31 protein-coding genes are annotated in these 25703 nt (G+C 64.9%); 6 read left to right on the top strand and 25 right to left on the bottom strand.

All coding sequences use genetic code 11. The features are described from left to right. From MKI88_RS13835 to MKI88_RS13850, 4 genes are all read right to left on the bottom strand, one after another. Complete coding sequence (locus MKI88_RS13835) at positions 1-597, bottom strand: HD domain-containing protein (RefSeq protein ID WP_241631979.1); 597 nt, start codon at positions 595-597, stop codon at positions 1-3. 170 nt (positions 598-767) lie between these two features. Further along, on the bottom strand, positions 768-2063 hold the full coding sequence (locus MKI88_RS13840; protein WP_241631980.1) for a PepSY domain-containing protein: 1296 nt from the start codon (positions 2061-2063) through the stop codon (positions 768-770). 14 nt (positions 2064-2077) lie between these two features. Beyond that, the gene (locus MKI88_RS13845; protein WP_241631981.1) at positions 2078-4084 is read right to left on the bottom strand and encodes a TonB-dependent receptor; all 2007 of its coding nucleotides are present in this window, start codon (positions 4082-4084) and stop codon (positions 2078-2080) included. A 57-nt stretch (positions 4085-4141) separates the two neighbouring features. After that, positions 4142-4552, bottom strand: coding sequence for a hypothetical protein (locus MKI88_RS13850; RefSeq protein ID WP_241631982.1), 411 nt, complete (start codon positions 4550-4552; stop codon positions 4142-4144). Between the two features lie 77 nt (positions 4553-4629). Here MKI88_RS13850 and MKI88_RS13855 point away from each other — a divergent pair, with 77 nt between their 5' ends. Next, on the top strand, positions 4630-5727 hold the full coding sequence (locus MKI88_RS13855; RefSeq protein WP_241632015.1) for a sensor histidine kinase: 1098 nt from the start codon (positions 4630-4632) through the stop codon (positions 5725-5727). Continuing rightward, entirely contained in the window at positions 5724-6524 is an 801-nt protein-coding gene (locus tag MKI88_RS13860; RefSeq protein ID WP_241631983.1) for a LytTR family DNA-binding domain-containing protein, read from the top strand. Before MKI88_RS13855 ends, MKI88_RS13860 begins: the two co-directional genes overlap by 4 nt. A 132-nt stretch (positions 6525-6656) precedes the next feature. Here the strand turns inward: MKI88_RS13860 and MKI88_RS13865 are convergent, their stop codons facing one another. From MKI88_RS13865 to MKI88_RS13935, 15 genes are all read right to left on the bottom strand, one after another. Further along, on the bottom strand, positions 6657-6872 hold the full coding sequence (locus MKI88_RS13865) for a toxin-antitoxin system HicB family antitoxin (RefSeq protein ID WP_241631984.1): 216 nt from the start codon (positions 6870-6872) through the stop codon (positions 6657-6659). 12 nt (positions 6873-6884) lie between these two features. Beyond that, positions 6885-7790, bottom strand: coding sequence for an SPFH domain-containing protein (locus MKI88_RS13870; RefSeq protein WP_241631985.1), 906 nt, complete (start codon positions 7788-7790; stop codon positions 6885-6887). A gap of 244 nt (positions 7791-8034) precedes the next feature. Then, positions 8035-8547, bottom strand: a complete 513-nt coding sequence (gene pal / locus MKI88_RS13875; RefSeq protein ID WP_241631986.1) for a peptidoglycan-associated lipoprotein Pal — start codon at positions 8545-8547, stop codon at positions 8035-8037. 105 nt (positions 8548-8652) lie between these two features. After that, complete coding sequence (tolB, locus tag MKI88_RS13880) at positions 8653-9984, bottom strand: Tol-Pal system beta propeller repeat protein TolB (protein WP_241631987.1); 1332 nt, start codon at positions 9982-9984, stop codon at positions 8653-8655. After that, on the bottom strand, positions 9981-10802 hold the full coding sequence (locus MKI88_RS13885) for a cell envelope biogenesis protein TolA (protein ID WP_348636261.1): 822 nt from the start codon (positions 10800-10802) through the stop codon (positions 9981-9983). Before MKI88_RS13885 ends, tolB begins: the two co-directional genes overlap by 4 nt. Then, complete coding sequence (locus MKI88_RS13890; protein ID WP_241631988.1) at positions 10802-11242, bottom strand: ExbD/TolR family protein; 441 nt, start codon at positions 11240-11242, stop codon at positions 10802-10804. Before MKI88_RS13890 ends, MKI88_RS13885 begins: the two co-directional genes overlap by 1 nt. Continuing rightward, a complete protein-coding gene (tolQ, locus tag MKI88_RS13895; RefSeq protein ID WP_241631989.1) occupies positions 11242-11925 on the bottom strand; it encodes a protein TolQ in 684 nt (227 codons plus the stop codon). The genes MKI88_RS13890 and tolQ overlap by 1 nt, the downstream gene beginning before the upstream one ends. Positions 11926-11955: 30 nt before the next feature. Then, a complete protein-coding gene (locus MKI88_RS13900; protein ID WP_241631990.1) occupies positions 11956-12402 on the bottom strand; it encodes a YbgC/FadM family acyl-CoA thioesterase in 447 nt (148 codons plus the stop codon). Positions 12403-12590: 188 nt separating this feature from the next. Continuing rightward, positions 12591-13619 (bottom strand): Holliday junction branch migration DNA helicase RuvB, encoded by a 1029-nt coding sequence (gene ruvB / locus MKI88_RS13905; protein WP_241631991.1) that lies wholly within the window; start codon positions 13617-13619, stop codon positions 12591-12593. A 163-nt stretch (positions 13620-13782) separates the two neighbouring features. Then, positions 13783-14382, bottom strand: coding sequence for a Holliday junction branch migration protein RuvA (gene ruvA / locus MKI88_RS13910; protein WP_241631992.1), 600 nt, complete (start codon positions 14380-14382; stop codon positions 13783-13785). A gap of 166 nt (positions 14383-14548) precedes the next feature. After that, complete coding sequence (gene ruvC, locus MKI88_RS13915; protein ID WP_241631993.1) at positions 14549-15034, bottom strand: crossover junction endodeoxyribonuclease RuvC; 486 nt, start codon at positions 15032-15034, stop codon at positions 14549-14551. A gap of 136 nt (positions 15035-15170) precedes the next feature. Further along, on the bottom strand, positions 15171-15911 hold the full coding sequence (locus MKI88_RS13920) for a YebC/PmpR family DNA-binding transcriptional regulator (RefSeq protein WP_241631994.1): 741 nt from the start codon (positions 15909-15911) through the stop codon (positions 15171-15173). A 35-nt stretch (positions 15912-15946) separates the two neighbouring features. Further along, on the bottom strand, positions 15947-16264 hold the full coding sequence (locus MKI88_RS13925) for a heavy metal-binding domain-containing protein (RefSeq protein ID WP_241631995.1): 318 nt from the start codon (positions 16262-16264) through the stop codon (positions 15947-15949). A gap of 38 nt (positions 16265-16302) precedes the next feature. Next, positions 16303-16542: a DUF2312 domain-containing protein gene (locus tag MKI88_RS13930; RefSeq protein WP_241631996.1), complete on the bottom strand. Its 240-nt coding sequence runs from the start codon at positions 16540-16542 to the stop codon at positions 16303-16305. 89 nt (positions 16543-16631) lie between these two features. Next, positions 16632-16925: a DUF1244 domain-containing protein gene (locus MKI88_RS13935; RefSeq protein ID WP_241631997.1), complete on the bottom strand. Its 294-nt coding sequence runs from the start codon at positions 16923-16925 to the stop codon at positions 16632-16634. Positions 16926-16998: 73 nt separating this feature from the next. On the opposite strand from MKI88_RS13935, the gene pyk reads away from it, so the two are divergent. After that, positions 16999-18456, top strand: a complete 1458-nt coding sequence (gene pyk, locus MKI88_RS13940; protein WP_241631998.1) for a pyruvate kinase — start codon at positions 16999-17001, stop codon at positions 18454-18456. 43 nt (positions 18457-18499) lie between these two features. On the opposite strand, the gene MKI88_RS13945 is transcribed toward pyk, so the two are convergent. The 4 genes from MKI88_RS13945 to galE form a co-directional block, all read right to left on the bottom strand. Further along, positions 18500-19240: an outer membrane protein gene (locus MKI88_RS13945; protein WP_241631999.1), complete on the bottom strand. Its 741-nt coding sequence runs from the start codon at positions 19238-19240 to the stop codon at positions 18500-18502. Positions 19241-19682: 442 nt separating this feature from the next. Further along, a complete protein-coding gene (locus MKI88_RS13950; protein ID WP_241632000.1) occupies positions 19683-20291 on the bottom strand; it encodes an HAD family phosphatase in 609 nt (202 codons plus the stop codon). A gap of 6 nt (positions 20292-20297) precedes the next feature. After that, complete coding sequence (gene ykgO / locus MKI88_RS13955; RefSeq protein ID WP_003046794.1) at positions 20298-20423, bottom strand: type B 50S ribosomal protein L36; 126 nt, start codon at positions 20421-20423, stop codon at positions 20298-20300. 195 nt (positions 20424-20618) lie between these two features. Then, positions 20619-21629 (bottom strand): UDP-glucose 4-epimerase GalE, encoded by a 1011-nt coding sequence (galE, locus tag MKI88_RS13960; RefSeq protein WP_241632001.1) that lies wholly within the window; start codon positions 21627-21629, stop codon positions 20619-20621. A gap of 140 nt (positions 21630-21769) precedes the next feature. On the opposite strand from galE, the gene MKI88_RS13965 reads away from it, so the two are divergent. Both MKI88_RS13965 and MKI88_RS13970 read left to right on the top strand, forming a co-directional pair. After that, a complete protein-coding gene (locus MKI88_RS13965) occupies positions 21770-22366 on the top strand; it encodes a DUF4136 domain-containing protein (protein ID WP_241632002.1) in 597 nt (198 codons plus the stop codon). Then, positions 22363-23481 (top strand): M14-type cytosolic carboxypeptidase, encoded by a 1119-nt coding sequence (locus MKI88_RS13970; protein WP_241632003.1) that lies wholly within the window; start codon positions 22363-22365, stop codon positions 23479-23481. The genes MKI88_RS13965 and MKI88_RS13970 overlap by 4 nt, the downstream gene beginning before the upstream one ends. A 177-nt stretch (positions 23482-23658) precedes the next feature. On the opposite strand, the gene MKI88_RS13975 is transcribed toward MKI88_RS13970, so the two are convergent. Continuing rightward, on the bottom strand, positions 23659-24384 hold the full coding sequence (locus MKI88_RS13975; protein WP_241632004.1) for a dienelactone hydrolase family protein: 726 nt from the start codon (positions 24382-24384) through the stop codon (positions 23659-23661). Between the two features lie 62 nt (positions 24385-24446). After that, the gene (locus MKI88_RS13980; RefSeq protein ID WP_241632005.1) at positions 24447-24890 is read right to left on the bottom strand and encodes a carboxymuconolactone decarboxylase family protein; all 444 of its coding nucleotides are present in this window, start codon (positions 24888-24890) and stop codon (positions 24447-24449) included. 123 nt (positions 24891-25013) lie between these two features. Here MKI88_RS13980 and gpmA point away from each other — a divergent pair, with 123 nt between their 5' ends. Continuing rightward, a complete protein-coding gene (gene gpmA, locus MKI88_RS13985; protein ID WP_241632006.1) occupies positions 25014-25700 on the top strand; it encodes a 2,3-diphosphoglycerate-dependent phosphoglycerate mutase in 687 nt (228 codons plus the stop codon). Positions 25701-25703: the final 3 nt, after the last annotated feature.

Genomic DNA, 25703 nt, shown 5'->3' on the forward strand with positions numbered 1-25703 from the left:
TCAGGCCGCGTCGTCGAGCGCCTTGGCGTAGATGCTCTGGCGCGGGCGTTCGAACAGCTTCATCACCATCGGCTCGAAGAAGCTCAGGGGCGCACTTTCATAAGCGGGATCGAAGGCCGACTGGTCGTATTTCTCGCAGAATTCCGCGCAGGCCTCGAAATGCGGGTGGCCGCGATATTGCTCGCGCAGGTCGCGGTCCATGCCGAGATAATGGAAGAAATAATAGCCTTGGAAGATGCCGTGCTGCGCGGTGATCCAGTGGAGCTCCTCCGACACGAAGGGCTTGATGATCGCGGCGGCAATGTCGGGGTGGTTATACGCGCCCAGCGTGTCGCCGATGTCGTGGATCAGCGCCATGACGACATAGTCGTCGGGGCGCCCGTCGCGGTGCGCGCGCGTTGCTGTTTGCAGCGAGTGCTGCATCCGGTCGACCGGAAAGCCGCCATAATCGCCCTCGAGCAACCTGAGATGATCGAGCACGCGCTTGCCGCCATTGGCCGCAAAGGGACCGAAATGGCTGGCGATCTTCATCCAGTCTTCCTGCGTGCCATTCTCCATCGCGGTGAACTGCGCGCGGTCGTGCGTCTCGAGCGTCATGGCGTCCTCTCCGGCATGTTTTGCCCGAGAGTAGCGCCAAGCGCGTCGGGTTGCAAAATGCACCAGATCCGTTCGGGCTGAGCCTGTCGAAGCCCTCCCTTCGCCTTTGGCGGCAAGTGGCCGAAGAACAGGGCTTCGACAGGCTCAGCCCGAACGGAATTGATATGGCGTCAGCCCGGGCGGGATCTGGCGAGTATGCGCCGCCGGTTCCACAGCCATTCGCCCAGAAGCGCCGCGAGCATCGTCGCGCCGGTCAATGGAAAGAGCGCGCCCAGCACGAGCATGATCGCGGCCACACCCTGCGTTCTGCCAGCATCGCGCGCGGGGGGCGGCGCGGCGAAGCGGCGCTTCCACCAGAGGATGGGCGCGCTCAGCGCGAGCAGCAGTATCGCGATGCAGCCCGCGAGCATCACCAGCCGGTTGGCCTCGCCATATTGTTCGCCCTGATGGACCGCGATTCCCCATTCGATCGTCTTTGCGCCGCCGCCGAAATCGGACCAGCGCGCATCCTGGAGCACATTGCCGTTGCCCGCGTCGATATAGAGGACGCGCGTGTCGGCGGTCTTCGCGCTCGCGTCGGTGACGAGCCAGGGCGCGCCCGGCGCGGGCGGCATGACCATCGTCCAGCCGGGCCCGATGCCGCGCGCGGCGGCTATCGCGGCAACGTGATCGGGCCCGATATGGCCGGCGCCATGGCCGTGCGGGGCGGGGGACGCCTGCATCGACCAGGGAAGTTCGGCCGCGGCGTGGTGATCACGGTGCTCCCAGGGTGCCGGGCCGGGCGCGGCCGGGCGGCCCGTGCCCGTCGCGCTGACGACGCCCTGCAATTGCTCTCCCCAGAAGCCCGACCAGGGCATGCCCGTGACCGCGAGGAACAGGATCACTACGCCCGCGATCGCGCCCGTCGAGGCGTGGAGATCGCGCCAGAACAGACGGCCGCGCGGGGTTCCGCGCAGCGCCAGCGCCTTCTGGCCCGCGCGCGGCCACCACAGGTAGAAGCCCGTCAGGCACAGCAGGATCGTCCAGCCCGCGACGATCTCGACCAGCGCATTGCCGATGGGCCCGGTGATGACGAGGCTGTGGAGATCCTTGACGGTCTTCATCACCCCGCCCTCGGGCACATCGCCCATGACGAGCCCGAGCGCAGGATCGACGAACACCGTACGCTTTTCGCCGTCAGCGCGCTCGACGGTCATCCGCCAGCTCCCGGCGTCATCGGCGGGGCGTGCGATGCGCGTGATGCGCCCATGCGCCTGCAGGCTGACGCTTTCGACCATCGCGCCGAGCGTGATCGGGTCGCCGGTATATTGGCGCTGCGTCCACTGGCCATAGACCGCGCGCTCGACCTCGGGCTTGTAGAGATAGAGCGCGCCCGTTGCCGCCATCCAGGCGAGCACGGGCAGGATGATCAGCCCGGCATAGAAATGCCAGCGCCACACGGCGTGATAGAGGGCGGTAGTGTCCATCGGCCCGTCCTCCTTCAGAAGCGCGCACGCACGCCGCCGTAAAGGGCGCGGCGCTCCACGGGGTAATAGATCGCGGATGCAGCGGTGGCGCGAACGACCGCAGAGATGTCGCCGATCGCCTTTTCGCCCGTGAGGTTGCGCGCGTCGAAGAACAGCGTCAGCCCGTCGGTGACATTGGCCTCGGCACCGAGGCCGAACAGCGTGTAACCCGGCGCGCGCGTCGCATTGACATAATCTGCCCAGCCGCCCGTCGGCACCCATTCGACATTGGGCGTGACCGCGAAGCGTTCGGTGCCCAGCCGCAAATCGGCGCGGTAGAGGTGCTTCGGGATCACGGGGAGGCGGTTGTCGCCATAGACCGCGTCGTTCCTGAAGGCGAAGTCGTTGAGCTGATACACCTGCCGGAGCGTCGCGAATGGCGCGAGGCGGAGTTCGAGCCCCGCCTCTATCCCCTGATGACGCGTCCTGTCGGCATTGAAGGTCGCGGCGGGGATGACGCCGGGCACGACCGAATATTGCAGCATCTCGCCCCTGATGTCCGAGCGGTAGAGCGTGACGTCCCACGCGGCGAGCCCGTGCTGCCCACGCGTGCCCAATTCGATCGTCCAGGCGCGATGGGGATCGAGATCGACGAAGCCGGTGAGCCCCCCGACCTGCGTTTGCGCCAGCTCGCCATAGCCGGGCAGCTCGTGCGAGCGGCTGTAATTCGCGTAGAGCTGGATGTCCTTTGCGGGTTCGTAGAGCAGGCCGAATTTGGGAGAGAACTCGTCGAAGCTGGCGCTGCCGCTGAGCGCGGCGCTGGTGCGGTTGTCGATCGTGCGCTCGCCATGCGTCCACACGCCGCCGGCGATCAGGCTGAGCCCGGCCAGGGGCATGACGCGCAGCTCGCCATAGCTGTCGATCGTCTGCGCTTCCTGCCGCGCGGTCTGGGTGGGGGCGTCGCGGTTGCCGCCAACATTGACGAACTGGCGCGCATCGACATGGCCGAAGCGCGCGGTGGAGCCGATCAGGCCCTCGACGGGTACGCCGCCGATCTCGCCGGCAAGGTTCAGCCGCGCATAGGCGCCGTAATCCTCCGAGTTCTGGTCGATGACCTGAAAGATCGGGTGGAACAGGTTCTTGCCATTGTAGAACAGCCCGGCCTCGAGCGTGCCGCTCCCGAGATCGACCGTGGTGCGGTTCTGGAGGCGGATCGAGTCGATGTCGCGTTCCTGATCCTGCACGATATTGATCGCGTTCGACTTTTCCGGGTCGGTCAGCGCATCGCTGCGCGTGAGTGCGCCGGGCAGGTCCTGGTCGATCTGGCTCAATGTCGCGTAGAAGCGCGTTTCGATCATGTCGGTAAGGCGCAGGCCGATATTGGTGTTGAAACGCAGCGAATCGCGGCTGGCGTGCATCCGGTCGCCATCCGAGCGGTCTGTCGTGATCGCCGCCCAGACATCGGCGCGGTCATCGGCATAGCCGATGGCGGCCCTGGTGCGGATCGTGTCGAAGCTGCCGCCATCGACGCGCAGTTCGAAGCCGGGCTCGGTGCGGCCCGTGGGGGTCACCGCATTGATCCCGCCGCCGAGCGTCGAGCTGCCGAAACGCAGCGCGTTGGCGCCGCGCAGCACCTCGATATGCTGGAAGACCTGCGGGTCGAGCTCCTGGAAATCGCCATTATTGTCGGCAAGGTTGATCGGAGTTCCGTCCTGCAGCAGCGTCAGGCCGCGCATGTGGAAGCCGCGGCTGATCCCCGAGCCGCGGATCGAGAGGCGCACCTCCTGCCCGAAGCGCGGCTGCGTATAGACGCCCGGGGAAAAGGCGAGCGCGTCGCGGAGCGAGACCGCGACCTTGTCCTCATATTCGGTGGCGGCAACGGTGTCGGCCCCGCCGGGCGTGCGCGCGGTGGCGGCCTCGGCTTCTTCGACTTGCTGCGCGGTGACGATGATGGGGCCGCTATCATCGGCAAGCGAGGGGGTGGCGGTGGCGGCAAAAGCAATGAACGACGCGCCCGAAAGCGCGCGGATAAGCGACGTCATGACTGGAATTCCTCTGAACAAAGCGATTCGGCCCGGAAGTCCGGGCGCGGACGGGGTTCAGAGGGTGGCGGGCGGTCCGATGGCGGGTGGCGGCGGGGCGGCGAGGCCGCGGCCGATCGCGACCGACGCCGGCAGCGTGATCGCGGTGGCTGTGACGAAGTAGAGCGATGGCGTGAAAGCGACCGCCGGCACCGCGTCAAACGCGGCGCCGAGCCCCGCAAAGGAGCAGGGCTGATCGGTTTTCGGCTCCGATTTCTGCGGCGCCTTGTCGTGCAGGCTGCCGTCCGTGGCGACCCACGCCTCGACCAGCCCCTGACCGGTGCACAATGTGATCCGCACCGCGCCATCGGCATCGGTCGCCGGCATCCAGCCCGCGGGGACGAGCATGCGGAGCATCAGCGCACACGCGACGATCCAGAGCGCAATGGCCCTGTTCTCGCCCGTCAGTCGTGCGCGGATCGTGTTCATGGCGCGGCGCTATGCGCTCGAACACTACGGGACGCAACGGCTTCCCGTGCGCCGCGCAATCGAATAATGCGAAACACATGGCGCATATCGGCCTTATCGAAAAGCCGTTCTTCGACGACAAGAACCGGGCTTTCTGGAACCTCCAGTCGGGCGGCTGGGCGGGCTATCTCGTGCTGCGCGCCATTTCGGGCTTCTCCAACGGCTTCCCGCTCGAATTCATGGTGCCGCTGCTGATCCATGTGGTGACGGGCTATTCGCTGACGCTGATCCTCGCGGTGATCTACCGGCTCGTCATCAACCAGCGACGGATCGTTACCTGGGGCGTTTCGGTGGGCGCGGTCGTGCTCGCGACTTTGCTCTATGCGACGATCGACGCGTGGGTGTTCTCGACGATCAACCGTCCGACCACGCCGTTTTCGACGAGCGTGATCACGGGCATGCTGTTCCTCGATCTCACCATCCTCGCGGCATGGTCTTCGCTTTATTATGCGATCAACTTCTACCTGATCGTCGAGGAACAGGCCGACCAGCTCGTCAAGCTCGACAGCCAGGCAAGCGCCGCGCAGCTGGCGATGCTGCGCTATCAGCTCAATCCGCACTTTCTTTTCAATACCCTGAACTCGATCTCGACGCTGGTGCTCCTGAAGCAGACCGAGCGCGCCAATGCGATGCTGTCACGGCTTTCCTCGTTCCTGCGCTACACGCTCGCCAACGAGCCGACCGCGCAGGTGACGATCGCGCAGGAGGTCGAGACGCTGAAGCTCTATCTCGAGATCGAGAAGATGCGTTTCGAGGACCGGCTCAGGACGACCTTCACGGTCGACGAACGCGTATCAAAGGCGCGGCTGCCTTCGCTGCTGCTTCAGCCACTTGTCGAGAATGCGATCAAATATGCGGTCACGCCGCAGGAGGAAGGCGCGGACATTTCGGTCGATGCGCGGCTTGCCGGAGATCGGGTGCAGATCACCGTGTCGGATACCGGGCCGGGGTTGAACGGAGCGGTACTCAGGCCCAGCTATTCAACAGGAGTGGGTCTCGCTAACATACGTGACCGTCTCGCCCAGGCGTTCGGACCCGAGCATCGATTCGATGCCGGCTCGAAACCAACGGGCGGGTTCAGCGTTGTCATCGAGTTCCCGTTACTACTGGAAGAACAGCCGAAAGTGGCCGCATGACGATACGTACCATTCTGGTCGATGACGAACCCCTTGCGATTCAGGGGCTTCAACTGAGACTGGAAGCCCATGACGATGTTGAAATCGTCGATACCTGCCTGAATGGCCGCGAGGCGATTCGCTCGATCAAGACCAACAAGCCCGATCTGGTGTTCCTCGATATCCAGATGCCCGGTTTCGACGGTTTCTCCGTCGTGCAGGGGATGATGGAGGTCGAACCGCCGTTGTTCGTGTTCGTGACCGCCTATTCGGACCACGCGATCCGCGCCTTCGAGGCGCAGGCCACCGACTATCTGATGAAGCCCGTCGAGCCCGAAAGACTTGCCGACACGCTCGAGCGCGTGCGCCAGCGTCTGTCGGAGAAGCGCGGGCAGGAAGAGGCAGAGCGGCTGAAGGAAGTGCTCACCGAGGTGGCGCCCGAGGCCGCCGAATCGATGGGCGAGAACCACGAGACGCACGCATCGAACCGCTATGAGAAGCTGATCAACATCAAGGATCGCGGGCAGATCTTCCGCGTCGATGTCGATTCGATCGAGCGCATCGACGCAGCGGGCGATTACATGTGCATCTATACCGGCGACAACACGCTGATCCTGCGCGAGACCATGAAGGATCTCGAAAAGCGGCTCGATCCGCGCCGTTTCCAGCGCGTCCACCGTTCGACGATCGTCAATCTCGACCTTGTCAAACAGGTCAAGCCGCACACCAACGGCGAATGCTTCCTCGTGCTCGATTCGGGCGCGCAGGTGAAGGTCAGCCGGTCCTATCGCGACGTGGTGGCGCGCTTCGTCCACTGAGATATTCTTCCCCGGGTACGCGCCCGGGGAGGAGTTTCTACCCCGAAACCACCAGTGCAACCCCGATCGTCAGCAGCGCCGCGCTGATCGCGATCAGCCAGGGCTTGTGCGCGGCGCAGGTGAAGGGGTGGATCATGCCTCATCCTCCCCGGTCTTGCCGGGGGGCCGCCCGCGCGGGCGCTGTTCGGGGGCGGCGACCTTCACGCCCCGCCGCGCCAGCGCCTCACGCAGCAATATCTCGATCTCGGCATTGACGCTCCTGAGGTCGCTCGCCGCCGCGCGCTCGAGCGCCGCGAACAGCGCGGGCTCGAGACGCAGCGGGAACGCCTTTTTGGGGGGAGCGGCCAACGCCCGATATCCTTACTGGTACAGCGTTCCGGTGTTGACGACGGGCTGCGTGTCGCGCTCGCCGCACAGCACGACCATCAGATTGGAGACCATCGCCGCCTTGCGCTCGTCATCGAGGTGGACGACGTTCTTGGCGCTCAGCTGTTCGAGCGCGGTCTCCACCATCGACACCGCGCCCTCGACGAGCTTCTTGCGCGCGGCGATCACCGCCTCGGCCTGCTGGCGGCGCAGCATCGCCTGCGCAATCTCCTGCGCATAGGCGAGGTGCGTCAGGCGGCATTCGTCGATCGTGACCCCCGCGATCTGGACGCGTTCCTGCAGCTCGATCCGCAGTTCCTCGCTGACATGCTCGGCATCGCCGCGCAGCGTCACTTCCTTGTGCTCGATATCGTCATAGGGATAGCGCGAGCCGATCGCGCGCACCGCGCTCTCGATCTGGATGTGGACGAACTGCTTGTAGTCGTCGACGTCGAACAGCGCCTGCGCGCTGTCGGTGACGCGCCACACGACGTTCGAGGCGATCTCGATCGGGTTGCCGCGCAGGTCGTTCACCTTCAATTTGTCCGAGGTGATGTTGTGGACGCGTGCCGAAATCTTGGTGCGGGTGAGCCAGGGGAGAACCCAGCGCAGCCCCGTGGTGCGATCGGTGCCGCGATAATCGCCGAACAGCAGGATCGCCGCGGCCTGGTTGGGCTGGATCAGGTAGAAGCCGGACAGGATCAGGACCATCGCGATGAGCGCGACGATCATCACGGCAACGACGGTGCCGCTCTGCTGGTCGCTGGCGAACTGGATGAATCCCCACGCCTCCGCCGCGATCGTGACCAGCAGCAGGAGCAGCATCAGATAGCCGCTCTGCGTGTTTGCCGGCCGCTCGCTGCTCGCATTGAGCGACGCGGCTGATTTCCCCTCGGTCATGTCGTCCTCCATAATTATGATATCATAATTATATCGTAGACCGATTCGGTCAAGCGCAAACGGGATGCACGCCCGGTCGTCATGCCGAACTTGATTCGGCACATGAACACGGTCGTGTCAGAAGCTGCACCGTTCGCGTTCATGGATGCTGACTTTCGTCAGCATGACGGCAGGGGGATGGTGCAAAGAAAAAGGGCCGCCGGAGCATTGCCCCGACGGCCCTTTCGCCAGTCTTTGGACGCGCTTACTGGACCGTGACGGTCACCGCGCGGCGGTTGCGCGCCCAGCTTGCCTCGTCCGAACCCAGCGCTTCGGGGCGCTCCTTGCCGTACGAGATCACCGAGATGCGCGAGGCGGGGATGCCCAGCGACGCGAGATAGTTCTTCGCCGCATTGGCGCGGCGCTCGCCGAGCGCGAGGTTGTATTCGCGCGTACCGCGTTCGTCGGCATGACCTTCGATCGTCACGCGGACATTGGGATATTGCTGCAGCCACTGCGCCTGGCTCGAAAGCGTCGCCTGATCCTCGGCGTCGATGTCGAACTGGTCGAGGCCGAAGAAGATCTTGTCCGAGCTGACCTTGGCAATGAAATCGGCCTGCGATCCGGGGACGGGCGCGGTGCCCACGCCCGACTGGTCGCCCGTGTCGGGCTGTTCGGTGGCGGGCGGTGGCGGCAGCTGCTCCGGCGCCTTCTTGGCGCACGCGCCGAGCGCGACGAGGCTCGCGGCGAGGATGATCTTGCTACCCAGACGGGCCATTTCTTTCTCCTTTTACTACAAACAACACTGCCCACCCTGTCGCGGGCCTTGGTCGGGCGAAATCATTACGGGGTCAACCCGAACCCCGCATTTTCGTTCCTGTGATTACGGAAGAATCGGGCCCCATGCGGGGTCCGAGCCGTCGACGGGCGTCGGAATCCGCCGCTCGTTCACGCCGGTCAGGTCGACCTGCCACACGCTCGACGTGCCACCGCGGCCCTGGCTCGTACGGAAGAACTGGATGACGCGGCCATTGGGCGACCAGGTCGGCGCTTCGTCCTGCCAGCTGTTGGTGAGAAGCCGTTCGCCGTCGCCCGAGGGACTCATCACGCCGACACGGAAATTGCCCGCCATCTTGGTGAAGGCGATCAGGTCGCCGCGCGGGCTCCATTCGGGGGTCGCATAGCGCCCCCCGCCAAAGCTGATGCGGTGCTGGTTCGAGCCGTCGGCATTCATGATGTAAAGCTGCTGGCCGCCCGAGCGATCGCTTTCGAAGACGATCTGCGAGCCGTCGGGCGAGAAGCTGCCGCCGATGTCGATGCCCGGCGCGGTGGTGAGCCGCCGTGGCGTGCCGCCGGTAATCGGAATGCTGTAGATATCGGTATTCCCGCCAGTCGCCATCGAGAACAGGATCGTCCGGCCATCGGGCGAGAAGCGCGGCGCGAGCGTGGCGCCCTGTGCCTCATAGACGAGCCGCTGCTTGCCCGTGCCGATGTCGTAGACGAACACGCGCGGGCGGTTGTTGAGATAGCTGAGATAGACGATCTGCTTGTAGTCGGGCGAGAAGCGCGGCGTCAGCGCGATCGCCTGACCATTGGTGATGAAACGGTGGTTGGCGCCATCCGAATCCATGATCGCGAGGCGCTTGGTGCGGTTCCCCTTGGGGCCGGTCTCGGCGATGTAGGCGATGCGGCTGTCGAAGAAGGGGCTTTCGCCCGACAGGCGCGAATAGATGGTGTCGGCGCATTTGTGCGCGGCGCGACGCCAGTCGGAGGGCTGGACGACGAAGCCCTGCCGCACGAGTTCGCTGCGCAGCGCGACGTCGTAGAGATAGCAGCCCACGGTCAGGTTGCCGTCGCCATTGGCGCGCACGAAACCCTGGACGAGCGCCTGTGCGCCCGTACCGGGCCAGTAATCGAATTGCGGCGCGGTCACCTCGGGAAAGGTGATGTTCCGCACCTGTGCCGGACCGATCGGGCGGAAGAGCCCGCTGCCGCGGAGATCGGAGGCGACGACTTCGGCGACCTGCCGGCCGAGCGCATCGGTGGTGCCTGCTGCGGTAGGCGCGCTTTGCGGGGTCGGCATGGCGGGGATCGCGATGACGAGGTCATTGCCGCTTTCGTCGGTGACGTCGACGCTGAGCTGGGCGGCCGCCGGCTGAATGGCGGTCAGCAACGCTGCGGCGAAGCCAGTGGTGAGCAGCTTGAAATGGGTCATTGCGATAGCCTCTTGTCAAAACCGATCGGGCACATGGATTTCCAGGTATCGTAGAATTGCGGTGGCAGGTTCTTGAACGGCGACGCCAGCTTCACCGCCTTGATCGCGCGTTCCTGATGCAGCTGCACCAGCCCGCGGTTGGACGCGGTGACCCCGGTCGTACCCTGCGTCTCGATATTGGTGACCGCGCCGGTTTTGGAGACGGTGAGGCAGAGTTTGGTCTGCAGCTTCTCGGCGTCGGCCCCGGTCGGCGCGGTCCAGTGCGGTTTGAGCTGGCGCAGCACCTCGGCTGCGAGCGCCGACTGCACCGCCGGTCCCGCCTTTTGCGCGGGGGTGCCCGTGGCGCGCGTCTGCGTGGGTGCGTCGGTCAGTCCCGCCAGCATGTCGCGGCTGAGCCGGCTCTTGCGCTGGGGCTCGGCGGTTGCCTGCTGCTTGCTTGGCGCCTTGGGTGCGGGCTTGGCGGCGGCCTTTTCGGGCTTGGGCTTTTCCGTCGGCTTCTTCTCGGCGGGCTTGGGCGCGGGCGCCGGCTTCACTTCTGCGCGCTTCATCGGTTCGGGCTCGGGCGGCGCGGGCTGCGCCTCGGGCTCGGGCATGTCGAGCGGCGCCGGCTCGGGAGAGAGCGCGGCGGGCGGTTCGCTGATCGGATCGGGCGCGGTGCTTTCAAGCGCGACCTCGTCGGTCAGCGTAACCTCGATCGGCTTCTGCTTCAGGTTGGCGGGATTGGGCGTGGCGAGAAAGCCGACCGACAACAGGCCGAACAGCACGGCATGGCCGGCAATGGCTATCCCGAGCCCTGCCTTCTCGACGCGGTCCATCATCAGCCGGCCTGCTCCGCGCCGGTGGTGACGAGCGACACCTTGTTGAGCCCCGCGCGGTTGAGCTCGCCCATCACGCGCATCACGCGACCGTAATCGAGCCCGCGATCGGCGCGCAGGAACACCTGCGGCTCATCGCCGCCCTGCGGCGGGCGCTTCGATTCGAGGATGGTGGGAAGCTCGGCCTCCATCACCTCCTGATCGTCGACGAAGACGCGGCCTTCATTGTCGAGCGAGATCTGGATGGGCTTCCGGTCGGGCTCGAGCGCGCCCGCGCGGCTGTCGGGCAGGTTCACGGGCACGCCGGTGACGAGCAGCGGCGCGGTCACCATGAAGATGATGAGCAGCACCAGCATCACGTCCACCAGCGGCGTGACGTTGATCTCGGCCATCGGGGCGCGGCGGCCCCGGCCAGCGCGGGAGGGAAGGGGACCCATTGCCATCAGCTGGCGATCTCCAGTTCACGGCTGAGCGTGGTGTGGAAGCCATCGGCAAAGCGGTTGAGCCGCGCCTCGAGCCGGTTGATGCCGTGGCTGAAGCGGTTGAACGCGATCACCGCGGGGATCGCGGCGAACAGCCCGATCGCGGTTGCGAACAGCGCCTCGGCAATGCCGGGTGCGACGACCGCGAGGCTCGAATTCTGCTCTGCGGCGATCGCGGTGAAGCTGCGCATGATGCCCCAGACCGTGCCGAACAGCCCGACAAAGGGCGCCACCGCGCCGACGGTGGCGAGGATGTTCAATCGGTCCGAAAGCTCGTCGATCTGGTGCGCTACCGCGCTGCCCATCGCGGTGGCCAGGCGCGCGCGCGTGCCGTCGCGGTCGATCGACTTTCCGCCCGTCGAGCGGCGCCATTCGGTGAGCCCCGCGTCGAACACCTTGGCGCTCGGCAGGTCGGACTTGCTGTGCGCGTTGTGGAAGCGGTCGATATCCTCGGTCTTCCAGAAGTCGCTCTCAAAGCGGTCCGAGCCCTTGCTCAGCCTTTTCAGCTTGGCCCAGAAGCCGATGATGATCGCCCAGGTCCAGATGCTGGCAAGCAGCAGCCCGAGCATCACGCCCTTCACCACCCAGTCGGCCTGCATGAACAGCGCCACCGGGGACAGGGTGGCGGCATCCATATTCAACATGATCGATTCCATCGCGGTATCAATGTCCCTTCATATCAGCCGCTTGAACGCATAGACCCAGGCTTGCGGCTGTCGCCTGGGCTTCCCTTGCGGAGAGAGGAAGGCGGCGACGACGTCCGCTTCGGCCAATATCTCATCCCCGCGCATGACTCTCTGATGAATGCGGCACGATGCCGCGCGAACTTCCTCCACCGTGCTCGCCACCACGAGATCGTCGTCCAGCTTCGCGGGACGGCGATATCTGATCGCGAGTTCGGTGACCGCATAAACGCCCAGACCCGAATCCAGTGCCATGCGCTGGTCGATACCCGCCTCGCGCAACATGTCGGAACGCGCGCGCTCCATGAACTTCAGATAGTTGGCGTGATAGACGATCTGCCCGGTGTCGGTGTCCTCGAAATAGACGCGCAGCGCGAAGCGATGCTCGCGGCCGGCGAAATAGCCGGCATAGGGTCTGTCACGGTCAATACTCGACATGGCGACAGGCTCTAGCCGCTCGATTCCGCGCGGGCAAAGCCAATTCGGCCCGCGCGTGAAACGGTTGGACCACACCGCCGTCATCCCGGACCTGATCCGGGATCCATGAACACGGGCGTGTCAGGACTTTTGCCGTCCGTGTTCATGGATGCTGACTTTCGTCAGCATGACGAAGGTGTCTGGCGGCTTCAGCCGTCGAACAGACTCTCCTGTCCCGCCTCGGGCGGGGGATTGAGTCCGAGATGCTTCCAGCCGCGGCCGTTGAGCATGCGGCCGCGCGCGGTGCGCGCGATCAGCCCGAGCTGGATCAGATAGGGCTCGATCACTTCCTCGATCGTGTCGCGCGGTTCGCTGAGGCCGGCGGCGAGCGTTTCTACGCCCACGGGCCCGCCACGATAGATGTCGGCGATCATGGTGAGGTAGCGCCGGTCCATCGCGTCGAGGCCGAGCTTGTCGACCTCAAGCCGGTTGAGTGCCGCGTCGGCGGTCTTCGCATCGACCGTCTCGACCCCCGCGACATTGGCGAAATCGCGCACGCGGCGCAGCAGCCGGCCCGCGATGCGCGGGGTGCCGCGCGCGCGCGTCGCCACCTCGCGTGCGCCATCGGGTGCGATGCCGAGGTCGAGCAGCGCCGCGGCGCGGCGCACGACGCTTTCGAGCTCGTCGACGGTGTAGAAGTTCAGGCGCACCGGGATGCCGAAACGGTCGCGCAGCGGCGTGGTGAGCAGCCCCTGCCGCGTCGTCGCGCCGACCAAGGTGAAGCGCGGCAGGTCGATCCTGACCGAACGCGCCGAGGGCCCTTCGCCGATCATCAGGTCGAGTGCGCGATCCTCCATCGCGGGGTAGAGCACTTCCTCGACCGCGGGATTGAGGCGGTGGATTTCGTCGATGAAGAGGACGTCGCCATCCTCGAGATTGGTGAGGAGCGCGGCGAGATCGCCCGACTTGGCGATCACCGGGCCCGAAGTCGAGCGGAAGCCGACGCCCATCTCGCGCGCGATGATCTGCGCGAGCGTGGTCTTGCCGAGACCCGGCGGGCCGAAGAACAGCACATGGTCGAGCGCGTCGCCGCGCGACCGGGCGGCCTCGATAAAGACGCGCAGATTCTCGCGCGCCGCCTTCTGCCCGACAAACTCTTCCAGCGATTTGGGGCGCAGTGCTGCGTCGACATCCTCGGCGCGGCGGGCGGGGGTGATGATGCGGTCGGCGTCGGTCATCGCTCTGCACCTTCACAAACTTCCTGCTGCTCGATCCAGCGTCCCCCTGCGTCCAGACACGCGTCCACCTGCCACCAGGTCGTGCTTGGGAGGACGCCCCAAAGCAGGACCGCGCTGAGCACGACAATGACAGCGGTGGTGGCGAGGCAGCCCAACGCGGTTGTCACTTCGCTGCCTTCTTGAGCGCGAGACGGACCAGCGCGTCGAGGCTGGCGCCTTCGCCCAGTTCATCCTCGGCGGCGGCGACCGCGCTCGAGGCTTCGGCGGGCCTGAAGCCGAGATTGGAGAGCGCCGAGACGGCGTCGGAGGCGTGGCTGCCGACAGGAGCTGCGGTCGCGACGCCGCCGGGGCCGAGCGCGATGCCGCCGGTCTTGTCCTTGAGTTCGTTGGCGATGCGCTGTGCAAGCTTGGGTCCGACACCATTGGCGCGCGCGATCATTGCCTTGTCGCCGCTGGCGATCGACCGGTGGAGCTCATTGGGATCGAGTGCGGACAGGATCGCGAGCGCGACACGGCTGCCGACGCCCTGCACGCTCGTCAGCAGACGGAACCAGTCGCGCTCAGCGGCGGTCGCGAAGCCCATCAGCCGGATCGAGTCCTCCGACACGAGCATTTCGGTGTGGATCGTGACCGCGCCGCCCGTGGGGCCGAGCACCGCCAATGTGCGTGACGAGGCGCCGACCAGATAGCCGACACCGCTAACGTCGATCACCGCATGGTCCATGCCGGTGCTGACGAGTTCCCCCCTGAGGCGCGCGATCATATTTTGTTCCTACCCTGTTCCGGGGGAAAAGGGAATCGGGTTCGTTCGCCTTTTTCCCGGCTGTCATCCCGGACTTGATCCGGGATCCATGAACACCGTCACGCCAGAACTTGCACCCTTCGTGTTCATGGACCCTGAATCAAGTTCAGGGTGACGTCGAGCGTGGTCAGCGCAGGCGGTGCGCGCTCGCCATATGGTGCGCATGGGTGATCGCGACCGCAAGCGCGTCCGCAGCGTCGGCGCCCGCGATCTTTGCGCCGGGCAGGAGGCGCGAGATCATTGCGTGGACCTGCGCCTTTTCGGCCTTGCCGACACCGACCACCGCCTTCTTGACGAGGCTGGGCGAATATTCGCCGACGACAATGCCGCTGCGCGCCGCTGCGAGCAGGCAGACGCCGCGCGCCTGACCGAGCTTCAGCGTCGACTGCGGATTGACGTTGACGAACACCTCCTCGACCGCCGCGCCATCGGGGCGATGCTCGAGGAGGATATCGGTCAATGCGGCGTCGAGCGCGACGAGGCGCTCGCCCAGTGGCGCGGCGCTGTCGGTCTTCACCTGGCCATTGGCGACATGGCTGAGCCGATTGCCGACCGAGGTGATGACACCCCAGCCCGTGGTGCCGAGACCGGGATCGAGTCCGAGGATGATCATGACGGCAAAAAGGGATGCGCGCGGAGGCGCGGAGGCGCGGAGGACGTGTGTTCGAGCGAAAGACAGCGGGTGATTGACAATGCAGCCTGCGGCAGCGTTGCTCCCTCCGCGCCTTCGCGGCTCCGCGCGAACCCGATTATCCCAGTTTCTCCATGACCTCGTCGGAGACTTCGTAATTGCCCCAGACGGTCTGGACGTCGTCATCGTCCTCGAGCGTGTCGATCAGCTTGAGGAGGTTCTTGGCGTCGTCCTCGGTGACGTCGACCTTTGTCTGCGGACGCCAGGCGAGCTTCGCGCCTTCCGCGGGGCCGAGCACGGCCTCGAGCGCTTTCGCGACCTCGTGCAGCGCATCGAGCGCGGTCCAGATCTCATGGCCCTCGTCGAAGGTCACGTCCTCGGCGCCAGCCTCGAGCGCGGCCTCGAACACCTTGTCGTGATCGCCGGCGCTTGTCGGGTATTCGATCAGGCCGACGCGGTCGAAGCCGTGGCTCACTGCACCCGACGCGCCGAGATTGCCGCCATTCTTCGAAAAGGCGGTGCGGACATTGGTCGCGGTGCGATTGCGGTTGTCCGAGAGCGCCTCGACGATCAGCGCGACGCCGCCGGGGCCGAAGCCCTCGTAACGAATCTCCTCGTAATTCTCGACATCGCTGCCGCTGGCCTTGTCGATCGCGCGCTGGATGTTGTCCTTGGGCATCGACTGCGCCTTGGCGGCGTTGACCGCGAGGCGAAGGCGCGGGTTCATGTCGGGATCGGGAAGACCCGACTTCGCCGCCACGGTGATCTCGCGCGAGAGCTTGGAAAACATCGCGGAGCGCTTTTTGTCCTGGGCGCCCTTGCGGTGCATGATGTTCTTGAACTTGCTATGGCCTGCCATAAGCCTCTCTGGTTCCTGCTGGTGTCTTCAAGCGCTCAGATGCGCACCGCGGTGCCCGAAACGGTCACCATGAGCATCGAGCCCTCCTTGCCGATGACCTCGTAATCGATGTCGATCCCGATCACCGCATTGGCGCCCTTGCCCTGCGCCTCGGCCTCGAGCTCGGCGAACGCTTCGCGGCGCGCATCGCGCAGCGTGCTTTCATAGGCACCCGCGCGACCGCCGACAATGTCGCGGATTCCCGCGAAGAGATCCTTGAAGATGTTCGCGCCGACGATCACCTCGCCGGTCACGATGCCGAGATACTGGTGGACGGGCTGGCCCTCCACCGCTGCGGTCGTCGTCAGGATCATCGCGGGTTTCCCTTCCTTAGTCTATGTCGAAGACCGCCTCAGTCGAGACCGAGCGCAGCCTTGTAGGTGTCGAGCAGCGCTTCGGCTTCGGCGCGGTGATGCGCTTCCATCTTGCGAAGACGGACGATGGTGCGCATCGTCTTCACGTCGTAACCGTTGGACTTCGCTTCGTTGTAGACATCCTTGATGTCGTCGGCGATGCCCTTCTTCTCTTCCTCAAGCCGTTCGATACGCTCGATGAACAACCGCAGCTGATCTGCGGCGACATTGTCGCTCATGCTGGTGATTCTCCCAAAGATGTGGAGGGTGCTGTTAGGCGAGCGCGGCGTCTCGCTCAAGCGCCGCGCGCGTTATTCCGTCCCGCCCCTCAAGCGTTGCGCTGGATGCTTTCCTGCATCCGCGCGATCTGCTCGGGCGTGGCCTCGCCCTGGTGCTTCGCCTTCCACTCCGCATAGGGCATGCCATAGACCGCCTCGCGCCCAGCATCCCTGTCGAGCGCGCCGTCGCTCGCCTCGGCCAGCCAGTCGCCCAGGCAGTTGCGGCAAAAGCCCGCAAGGCCCATCAGGTCGACATTCTGTGCGTCGGTGCGATGGCGCAGGTGGTGGACGAGCCTGCGCAAGACCTCTGCCGCTACGGCATCGTCGATCGATTCTATGTCCAACGTTGTCACTCCAGAGTTGATCTGTCCTAAATAGCGGGTAAGGCCATATCCGCACAATCCAGCCGGAGCTCTTGTGACCACCCATATCGCCCCCCGCAGCCGCAAGGTCCGCGTCCTCGCGACGCTCGGCCCCGCAAGCAGCACGCCCGAGATGATCAAGAAGCTCTATGTGGCGGGCGCGGACGCCTTCCGGATCAACATGAGCCATGGCAGCCATGAGGGGCACGCGAAGGTGATTGCGAACATCCGCGCGCTCGAAGGCGAACTGGGCCGCGCGATGACGATTCTCGTCGACCTGCAGGGCCCGAAGCTGCGCGTCGGCAAATTCGAGGGCGGATCGGTGATGCTCGAGACGGGCAAACGCTTCGTGCTCGACCGCGACAGGGCGCCGGGTGACGCGAGCCGCGCGAACCTGCCGCACCCCGAGATCTTCGAGGCGCTCGAGCCGGGCACGCGGCTGCTGCTCGACGACGGCAAGCTGTGCCTGCGCGTGCAGAGCGTGACGCGCGAGCGGATCGAGACGCTGGTCGAGACGGGGGGCAAGCTCTCCGACAACAAGGGGCTGAATGTGCCCGACGTGATCGTGCCGATGGCCGCGCTCACCGAGAAGGACCGCAAGGATCTGAGCTTCGCGCTCGAACAGGGCGCGGACTGGATCGCATTGTCGTTCGTCCAGCGCGCCGAGGACGTCGCCGAAGCGCGGCGGCTGATCGGCGGCAAGGCCGCGCTGCTCGCCAAGATCGAGAAGCCTTCGGCGATCGACCGGCTCGACGGCATCCTCGAGCTCGCCGACGCGGTGATGGTCGCGCGCGGGGATCTTGGCGTGGAGCTTCCCCCCGAGGCGGTGCCGCCGCTGCAAAAGCGCATCGTCGAGACTGCGCGCCGCATGGGCCGTCCCGTCGTGGTCGCGACGCAGATGCTCGAATCGATGATCACCGCGCCGACGCCGACGCGTGCGGAGGTCTCCGACGTCGCCAATGCGATCTATGACGGCGCCGATGCCGTCATGCTCTCGGCCGAATCGGCGGCGGGCGCCTGGCCCGTCGAATCGGTCGCGATGATGAACAAGATCGCGACCGCGGTGGAGGCCGATCCCGGCTATGCCGAGCGCATCCATTTCACCGAGACGCTGCCCGATCCGACGACGGCAGACGCGCTTGCCGAGGCTTCGGGCAACATCGCGGCCACAGTCTCGGCCTCAGCGATCATCTGCTTCACCATGTCGGGCTCGACCGCGCGGCGCGTCGCCCGCGAGCGCCCCTCGGTGCCGCTGATGACGCTCACCCCGCAGCTCTCGACCGCAAGGCGGCTGGGGCTGCTCTGGGGCGTTCACGCGGTGCACACCAGGGACGTCGGGTCGTTCGAGGAGATGGTGGCCAAGGCCAAGCGGATGGTGCTGCGCCACGGCATCGCCAAGGCGGGCGATCGCGTGATCCTGATGGCGGGCGTTCCCTTCGGCACGCCGGGGTCGACCAATGTGCTCCACGTTGTCCGGCTGAGCGGCGACGAACTCAAGGGGCATCGCGGTTAAGCGAGAAGGGCCGCCTCCCTGGAGGCGACCCTGTCGCGGGCGATCAGAACCTGATCCCGACGCCGACCACGCCCTGGTGACGAACCACGTCGATGTCCTCGAACATGGCGTCGAGATTCACATCGTTGCTGCCGATGCTCAGATTGCCGTTATTATAGTTCGAATAGCGATATTCGACCCGGCCGAAGATCATGTCGGTCAGCTTGATTTCGGACCCGACGCCAAGCCGGAAGCCATCCAGGCCGATGCCGTCGTCAAAGGTGAACGGCGTCCCGGCCTTGGTGCCAGAACCATCGATGTCGACCTTTTCGTGCGTGTAGCCGCCCCGCAGATAGAGCAGGATGCCCGGAGAGACGACATAGCCGGCGCGCCCGCCGATATAGAAGTCGCCGCCGACATCGACGTTCGCGGTTGCGGCGACCGCCTGCCCGTCAGCCGCGATGCCCTGGAGATCGAACTGATCGCCCGATGTTGCATCACTGAACTCGACGTCTATCCCGAACGACATCGGACCGGTCTGGAAATCGTAACCCGCGGCAATCCCGTAGAGAAAGCCGCTCTGCGACTGTTTGCCGCCGCCGAAGGCATCATCGTCAAAGTCGACGCCGGTATTGTCATAGCCACCCAGCGCTTCGACCCGAAAGCCGGAGAAGTCGGTCTCGTCGCTCTGCGCCATCGCCGGAGTTGCGAGGGATATGCCAGCCAGCAGGGCGATTACACCCGGAATGGCTCGTCGGATCGACCTGCCGTCATGATCGTGCAGCGATGTGTCGTTGATACGCATGTCGCGTCTCCTGTCTGGCATGACGTTTTGCAATCCGCGTCGGCGATATGCCCGAATACCGGACGGGGTGACGACGGATCACGGGTAAAGTCAAAATGTTCCTTCAGGATTTCCGTGTTACTAAATATTATCTCCGATAATTTCCAAGTTGTTATCACGCTTAGCCAATTGCACTCTACATCTAATGTAACATGATATGGAAGGTCGATCGTATTTTTACCAATGGCATATTTGCATGGAAGTGACGTCTTGTGATTAAATGCATATGAAATTTTTCAGTATGAGATAGATGTTTAGGAGGCGTGTTGCATTATTGTGACACACGGTCGGCGTAATGTGTCGAGGCGGCGTCGGTGAAGGTGCATGTCCAGCAACCACCGCGGCATATGGCGGGTCGTGCGTGCGGGATGGGGGGCGCGTCCGCTTCGGGGCGGAGCAGGTTTCAGAGCAGGCCGAGCCGCTCCAGCTCGGTCTTCAGCGCCGCGGCGCCGGAAAAGTGATGTCCCGTCATGCCCGCATTGCGCGCGGCTTCGACATTGTCCTCGCGGTCATCGATGAAGATCGCGCTTTGGGGAGCGATGCCGAAGCGCGCGATCGCGAGGTCGTAGATCGCGGGATCGGGTTTCAGCATCTTCTCGTCGCCCGAGACGACGATCTCGCGGAAGCGATCGAAGATATGCGCTTCTGCCAAACGAAAGGGCTTCCAGAATTCGCCCGAGAAATTGGTGATCGCGAACAGCGGCACGCGATTCGCGTCGAGCGCCTCGACGATGGGCTGCATCCCCTCGACCATGCCGAGAATCGTCTCATCGAAGCGCTCGCCCCAGGCGCGGATCAGCTCCGCATGCTGGGGGTGCTCGGCGATCAGCTCGGCGCTCGTTTCGGCAAAGGGCCGGCCGGCATCGTGCTGCAGATGCCAGTCCATCGTGACGACATTGTCCATGAACGCGTCAAGCGCCTGACCATCGGGGATCAGGCGCTCGTAAAGGGAGCGAGGCTCCCAACGGTAGAGGACGTTGCCGACGTCGAAGACGACGGCCTCGACCGCCATCCCGGATCAGCCCTGGCGGGCTTTGAAGCGGCGGTTGGTCTTGTTGATGACGTAGGTGCGGCCGCGACGACGGATCACGCGATTATCCCGGTGACGGTCCTTGAGCGACTTCAGCGAATTGCGGATCTTCATGTCGAAACGCTTCCAAAACTTCGTGTTGTTCGAAAAATGAGGCGTCGCCCTATGGCGGGGGCGCGCCCGAGTCAAGCCCGGACCTTGATCGTTTCCGGCTGATTCAGCCGGGAACGTGTATCAAGGTCACAATTATCAGCGTCGAGCCTGATTCACGCTTTCGGCGGAAGCGCACGGCGCTTCCACCTCAAACGATCAGGCTCCGGCCCCGCGAATCTCGCTCAATTTGCGTTCCCAGGCGAGCGCGTGGGTGACGATGGTGTCGAGATCGTCATGCTGTGGCCGCCAGGGCAGGCGCGCAAGGATCGCGCGATTGTCCGAAATGAGGCTGTCGGGGTCGCCCGCACGGCGGCCCTCCATCCGGCGCTCGATCTTCATGTTGGTGACGCGGTCGACCGCGTTCAGAACCTCGAGCACCGAAAAGCCGCGGCCATAGCCGCAGTTGAGGATGTGGCTCGATTCGGGATCGGCGGCGAGCGCATCGAGTGCGTGGACATGCGCGGCGGCGAGGTCGCTCACATGGATATAGTCGCGCACGCCGGTGCCGTCGGGGGTGTCGTAGTCGGTGCCGAAGACCGAGACAGACTCGCGCTTGCCGAGCGCAGCCTCGACCGCGACCTTGATCAGATGCGTCGCGCCCGCGGTCGACTGGCCCGAGCGGCCCTGCGGGTCGGCTCCCGCCACATTGAAATAGCGCAGTGCGCAGAAATTCATGGGGTGCGCCTTCGCCACGTCGGCGAGCATCGCCTCGGTCATCAGCTTGGACATGCCATAGGGATTGATCGGGCGCTTGGGACTATCCTCGCGCACCGGGCTTTCCTCGGGAATGCCATAGGTCGCGGCGGTCGAGGAAAAGATGAAGTGCCTGACCCCGCCCTTCACCGCCGCCTCGATCAGCGCGCGGCTCTTCGCGGTGTTGTTGTGGTAATATTTGAGCGGGTTTTCGACCGATTCGGGGACGATGATCGATCCCGCAAAATGCATGATCGCGCCGATGCCGTGTTCGGCGATCAACCGGCCAACCAGCGCCTGATCCTCGATATCGCCCTCGGCGAGGACCGCGCGCTCGTCCACCGCCCAGCCAAATCCGGTCGAGAGATTGTCGATCACCACCACGGGCCAGCCGGCATCGAGCAGGGCGAGCACCGCGTGACTGCCGATATAGCCCGCGCCGCCGGTCACCAGGACAGGGAATTTGCCGCTCATCCGATACTCCAAAGCCTCAATGCCTGCGGTCCTATAGCCGAGCGGGCACGGCTGGCGAGATGGCAATGGTGCCGAAGGCAATTTTGAGGCAGACAATGCCGGTCAGGCGTTATCCACGCGGGATGGCTGGAGAAAATGATATGAGCAAGGTTGCGCAGCGATCGGTGAAATCCGTAATGGTCGGGGCCGCGCTCGCGCTGGCGGGGTGCGCGGCCAGCATACCGCCGGTCGAAGTGACGCGTTTCCACCTGAATCAGCCGATCGCGCCGGGCACGGTGGCGATCGACACGGCCGCGCCGGGCGTGAAGAGCCTCGAATTCACCAACTATACCAATGCGGTGGCCGCCGAGCTGCAGCGACTTGGCTTCGCCCCCGCAGCGATCGGCGCGTCCGACTATGTTGCGACCGTGGCGGTCTCGCGCGACACGCGCCAGGCGCTCGCGCAGAATTCGCCGGTGTCGGTGGGCGTGGGCGGCGCCTCGGGCAGCTATGGCGGTGGGGTCGGCGTAGGCGTCGGCTTCTCGTTCGGCGGCAAGCCCAAGGACCTGATCGTCTCCGAACTGCATGTCCAGATCAAGCGCCGTGCGGCGGGCGACGTGATCTGGGAAGGCCGTGCCCAGACCGAGGCCAAGGAGAACGCGCCCGCGGCACAACCGGGCATCGCCGCAGGAAAATTGGCCAGTGCGCTTTTCAAGGACTTCCCCGGCCGCTCAGGTGAAACTATCAGCGTGCCATGACGATTAGTATCACGAGCGATTTTGACGGCGGAAATATCGAGGTCCTGAAGATCGAGGGGGAGAGCGCCGATCTGGCGATCCGTCGCGATCACATGTCCGATTTCTTCCAATGGTTCTGTTTCCGCGTGACCGGCGCGGGGGGGCGCCGGCTGACCCTGCGCATCACCAACTGTTCCGAATCGGCCTATCCCGGCGGCTGGCCCGACTATGCGGCACGCGCGAGCGAGGATGGCGAAAACTGGAGGCAGGTGGAGACGCATTATGCCGACGGCGTGCTCACCATCCATGTCGAGCCCAGGGGCGACGCTCTCGAGCTTGCCTATTTCGCGCCCTATTCGAGCGCGCGTCATGCCGCGCTGATCGAATCGCATGCCGCAAAGCCCGGCGTGGCGCGCACGCTGCTCGGCAATTCGCTCGACGGTCGGCCGATCGAACGTCTGACGATGGGTGAGGGGCCGAAGCAGGTCTGGCTCTATGCGCGCCAGCATCCGGGCGAGACGATGGCCGAATGGTGGATCGAAGGCGCGCTCGAAAAGCTGACCGATCCCGAGGATGCGATCGCGCAGCTGCTGAGGAGCAAGGCGACGATTCACATCGTCCCGAACATGAATCCCGACGGCTCGGCGCGCGGGCATCTCAGGACCAACGCTGTTGGCATAAACCTCAACCGCGAATGGCACGCGCCGAGCGCGGAAAAGAGCCCCGAAGTGCTCCATGTGCTGAAGGCGATGGATGGCACCGGCGTCGACTTTGCGATGGACGTGCATGGCGACGAGGCGATCCCGGCGGCGTTTCTTGCGGGCTTCGAGGGGATACCTTCGTGGAACGAGAAGCAGGGCGGTCTCTACTACAGGTTTCGCGATACGCTGGCGGCGCGGACGCCCGACTTCCAGACGCGGCTCGGCTATGTCGTGGCGGCGGCGGGGCAGGCCAATCTGTCAATGTCGACACCGCAGCTTGCGGAGCGGTTCGGCGCGGTGTCGATGACGCTCGAAATGCCCTTCAAGGACAATGCAGCGGCGCCGGACCCGGAATTCGGATGGTCACCCGCGCGCAGCAAGAAGCTCGCGCATGACTGCCTCGACAACCTCGCGGAGATGATTGACCTGATCTGAGAATTGCGAACCTCCCTTCGGGGAGGGGTGTGGAGCAGGGCAAGGCGCAAGCGCCTTGCCCGGTTTTGCACGGGTGGGTGCGATTGCCGCGAGGCAATAGGGCGAGGATCCTGGCCAGGATTCCAACACTCACAAGGAAGACAGGCTCGCTTCGCCTGCACCCACCCAAACAGGGCGTCAGCCGGCGCCGAAAGTCTCGGCGAAGAAATTTTCCATCGCCTGCCAGCTCCGGCGGTCGGCATCGGGCTGATGAAACAGTCCGCGCTCGTGCATATGGACGCCCGGATCGGTAAAGGCATGTCCGGTATGGCCGTGCGCGTGCAGCTGCCAATCGACGCCCGCATCGGTCAGCTCGCTCGCCAGCGCGACGACATCTTCGGGGGGCGCGAGCGGATCGTCCCAGCCATGGAGGACAAGAATCTTCGCGGTGATCTTCGCATTGGGCCAGGGCGGCCGTGTATAGATGCCGTGAAAGCTCGCCACCCCCGCGACATCGGCGCCCGCGCGCGCAAGATCGAGGCAGCAGCGTCCACCGAAGCAGAATCCGATCGCGCCCGTGCGCGCGGCATCAACTTCATCCAGCGTCTTGAGGGTGGCATGCGCATGGAGCAGCCGCTCGCGCAACAGGTCGTGATCCGCGAGCAGCGCAACCATGTGCCCGGCAAAATCGGCATCCTCGCGCGTCTTGCGCTTGCCCTGACCGAAAAGGTCGGTCGCCAGCGCGACATAACCGAGCGCCGCCAGTCTTTCGGCGCGCTGATTGTCGAATTCCTTCTGACCGAGGACATTGGGAAAGACGAGCACGCCCGGGCGCGGCGCGGTTGTCGCATCGTCCCAGGCAAGCACGCTTTCGAATGTGCCGCCGGGGCCGTCATACACCATCGTCCGCCGCGTGATCGCCATGTCTGCCTCCTGTGCCGGGGCGACGGGTCTTGCCACGCCGTCCCGGCCAGGAGCAAGGCGGCTCAGTGGGTCGGGTGGACCAGCCGGAAGCCCACGCCGAAGCGGTTCCATGCGTTGATCGTGGCGATGAGCAGCGTCAGCCTTGCCTGTTCCTCGGGCGAGAATTCGGCGGCGAGCGCTTCATAATCCTCGTCAGGCGCGCCCGTGTCGGCGAGCAAGGTCAGGGCTTCGGTGCAGCCGAGCGCCGCGCGTTCGCGGTCGGTGTAGAGCGGCGATTCGCGCCACGCGTTCAGCAGATAGAGCCGCTCCTCGGTCTCGCCTGCCTTGCGCGCATCCTTTGTGTGCATATGGATGCAATAAGCGCATTGGTTGATCTGCGACGCACGCGTCTTCACCAGCTCGATCAGGCTGTGCTCGAGCCCCGAATTCACGGCGGCGTTCTCGAGCGCCATCAGGGCCTTCAGAACCTCGGGAGCGGCTTTGAAATAATCGAGTCGGGCTTGCATGGCCTTCAATCCTTCGCTGGAGGGACTCAAGCTGGACGAACCAGCGCACTCCTTTGTGACAGCCGGGGATGACTTTTCTCATCGGACGGCTAAGAAGCCCGCAAAATCAGTCCGGAGACATCAATGCCCCAGCTCGTCCTCATCCGTCACGGCCAATCCGCGTGGAATCTGGAAAATCGCTTCACAGGCTGGTGGGATGTCGATGTAACCGAGAAGGGCGCCGACGAAGCACGCGCCGCGGGACAGCTGATGAAGGAGAAGGGGCTCGACTTCGACCGTTGCTTCACCTCGCTCCAGACGCGCGCGATCAAGACGCTGCACCTCGCGCTCGAGGAAATGGGCCGGTTGTGGCTGCCCGTCGAAAAGGACTGGCGGCTGAACGAGCGCCACTATGGCGGGCTGACCGGGCTCGACAAGGCCGAGACCGCGGCGAAGCACGGCGCAGATCAGGTGCATGTCTGGCGCCGCAGCTTCGATGTGCCGCCGCCGCCACTGGAGGCTGGCAGCCCCTGGGACCTGTCGAACGACCGCCGTTATGCGGGCATTGCCGTTCCCAACACCGAAAGTCTCAAGGACACGATCGCGCGCGTACTGCCCTACTGGGAGGCGCGGATCGCGCCCGAGCTCAAGGCCGGCAAGCGCGTGCTGATTTCGGCGCACGGCAATTCGCTGCGTGCGCTCGTCAAGCACCTGTCGAACATTCCAGATGCCGAGATCACCGGGCTCGAAATTCCGACCGGACAGCCGATCGTCTATGAACTTGACGACGCGCTGGCTGCCACCGACCGCTATTATCTCTCCGAGCGCTGAGGC

Source organism: Sphingomonas sp. LaA6.9 (assembly GCF_022601895.1).
Classification (GTDB): domain Bacteria; phylum Pseudomonadota; class Alphaproteobacteria; order Sphingomonadales; family Sphingomonadaceae; genus Sphingobium_A.

Bases quoted from the DNA above. Each gene is read 5' to 3' on its own strand.
- MKI88_RS13900 (WP_241631990.1), bottom strand. From the start codon at position 12,402: ATGTCGAGTATTGACCGTGACAGACCCTATGCCGGCTATTTCGCCGGC.
- MKI88_RS13970 (WP_241632003.1), top strand. From the start codon at position 22,363: ATGACGATTAGTATCACGAGCGATTTTGACGGCGGAAATATCGAGGTC.
- ruvC (WP_241631993.1), bottom strand. From the start codon at position 15,034: ATGATCATCCTCGGACTCGATCCCGGTCTCGGCACCACGGGCTGGGGT.
- MKI88_RS13980 (WP_241632005.1), bottom strand. From the start codon at position 24,890: ATGCAAGCCCGACTCGATTATTTCAAAGCCGCTCCCGAGGTTCTGAAG.
- MKI88_RS13840 (WP_241631980.1), bottom strand. From the start codon at position 2,063: ATGGACACTACCGCCCTCTATCACGCCGTGTGGCGCTGGCATTTCTAT.
- MKI88_RS13835 (WP_241631979.1), bottom strand. From the start codon at position 597: ATGACGCTCGAGACGCACGACCGCGCGCAGTTCACCGCGATGGAGAAT.
- MKI88_RS13850 (WP_241631982.1), bottom strand. From the start codon at position 4,552: ATGAACACGATCCGCGCACGACTGACGGGCGAGAACAGGGCCATTGCG.
- MKI88_RS13890 (WP_241631988.1), bottom strand. From the start codon at position 11,242: ATGGCAATGGGTCCCCTTCCCTCCCGCGCTGGCCGGGGCCGCCGCGCC.
- tolB (WP_241631987.1), bottom strand. From the start codon at position 9,984: ATGACCCATTTCAAGCTGCTCACCACTGGCTTCGCCGCAGCGTTGCTG.
- MKI88_RS13965 (WP_241632002.1), top strand. From the start codon at position 21,770: ATGAGCAAGGTTGCGCAGCGATCGGTGAAATCCGTAATGGTCGGGGCC.
- MKI88_RS13975 (WP_241632004.1), bottom strand. From the start codon at position 24,384: ATGGCGATCACGCGGCGGACGATGGTGTATGACGGCCCCGGCGGCACA.
- MKI88_RS13920 (WP_241631994.1), bottom strand. From the start codon at position 15,911: ATGGCAGGCCATAGCAAGTTCAAGAACATCATGCACCGCAAGGGCGCC.
- ruvB (WP_241631991.1), bottom strand. From the start codon at position 13,619: ATGACCGACGCCGACCGCATCATCACCCCCGCCCGCCGCGCCGAGGAT.
- ruvA (WP_241631992.1), bottom strand. From the start codon at position 14,382: ATGATCGCGCGCCTCAGGGGGGAACTCGTCAGCACCGGCATGGACCAT.
- MKI88_RS13930 (WP_241631996.1), bottom strand. From the start codon at position 16,542: ATGAGCGACAATGTCGCCGCAGATCAGCTGCGGTTGTTCATCGAGCGT.
- MKI88_RS13885 (WP_348636261.1), bottom strand. From the start codon at position 10,802: ATGATGGACCGCGTCGAGAAGGCAGGGCTCGGGATAGCCATTGCCGGC.
- ykgO (WP_003046794.1), bottom strand. From the start codon at position 20,423: ATGAAGATCCGCAATTCGCTGAAGTCGCTCAAGGACCGTCACCGGGAT.
- galE (WP_241632001.1), bottom strand. From the start codon at position 21,629: ATGAGCGGCAAATTCCCTGTCCTGGTGACCGGCGGCGCGGGCTATATC.
- pal (WP_241631986.1), bottom strand. From the start codon at position 8,547: ATGGCCCGTCTGGGTAGCAAGATCATCCTCGCCGCGAGCCTCGTCGCG.
- MKI88_RS13945 (WP_241631999.1), bottom strand. From the start codon at position 19,240: ATGCGTATCAACGACACATCGCTGCACGATCATGACGGCAGGTCGATC.
- gpmA (WP_241632006.1), top strand. From the start codon at position 25,014: ATGCCCCAGCTCGTCCTCATCCGTCACGGCCAATCCGCGTGGAATCTG.
- MKI88_RS13855 (WP_241632015.1), top strand. From the start codon at position 4,630: ATGGCGCATATCGGCCTTATCGAAAAGCCGTTCTTCGACGACAAGAAC.
- MKI88_RS13860 (WP_241631983.1), top strand. From the start codon at position 5,724: ATGACGATACGTACCATTCTGGTCGATGACGAACCCCTTGCGATTCAG.
- MKI88_RS13845 (WP_241631981.1), bottom strand. From the start codon at position 4,084: ATGACGTCGCTTATCCGCGCGCTTTCGGGCGCGTCGTTCATTGCTTTT.
- MKI88_RS13950 (WP_241632000.1), bottom strand. From the start codon at position 20,291: ATGGCGGTCGAGGCCGTCGTCTTCGACGTCGGCAACGTCCTCTACCGT.
- MKI88_RS13870 (WP_241631985.1), bottom strand. From the start codon at position 7,790: ATGACCGAGGGGAAATCAGCCGCGTCGCTCAATGCGAGCAGCGAGCGG.
- tolQ (WP_241631989.1), bottom strand. From the start codon at position 11,925: ATGTTGAATATGGATGCCGCCACCCTGTCCCCGGTGGCGCTGTTCATG.
- MKI88_RS13925 (WP_241631995.1), bottom strand. From the start codon at position 16,264: ATGATCCTGACGACGACCGCAGCGGTGGAGGGCCAGCCCGTCCACCAG.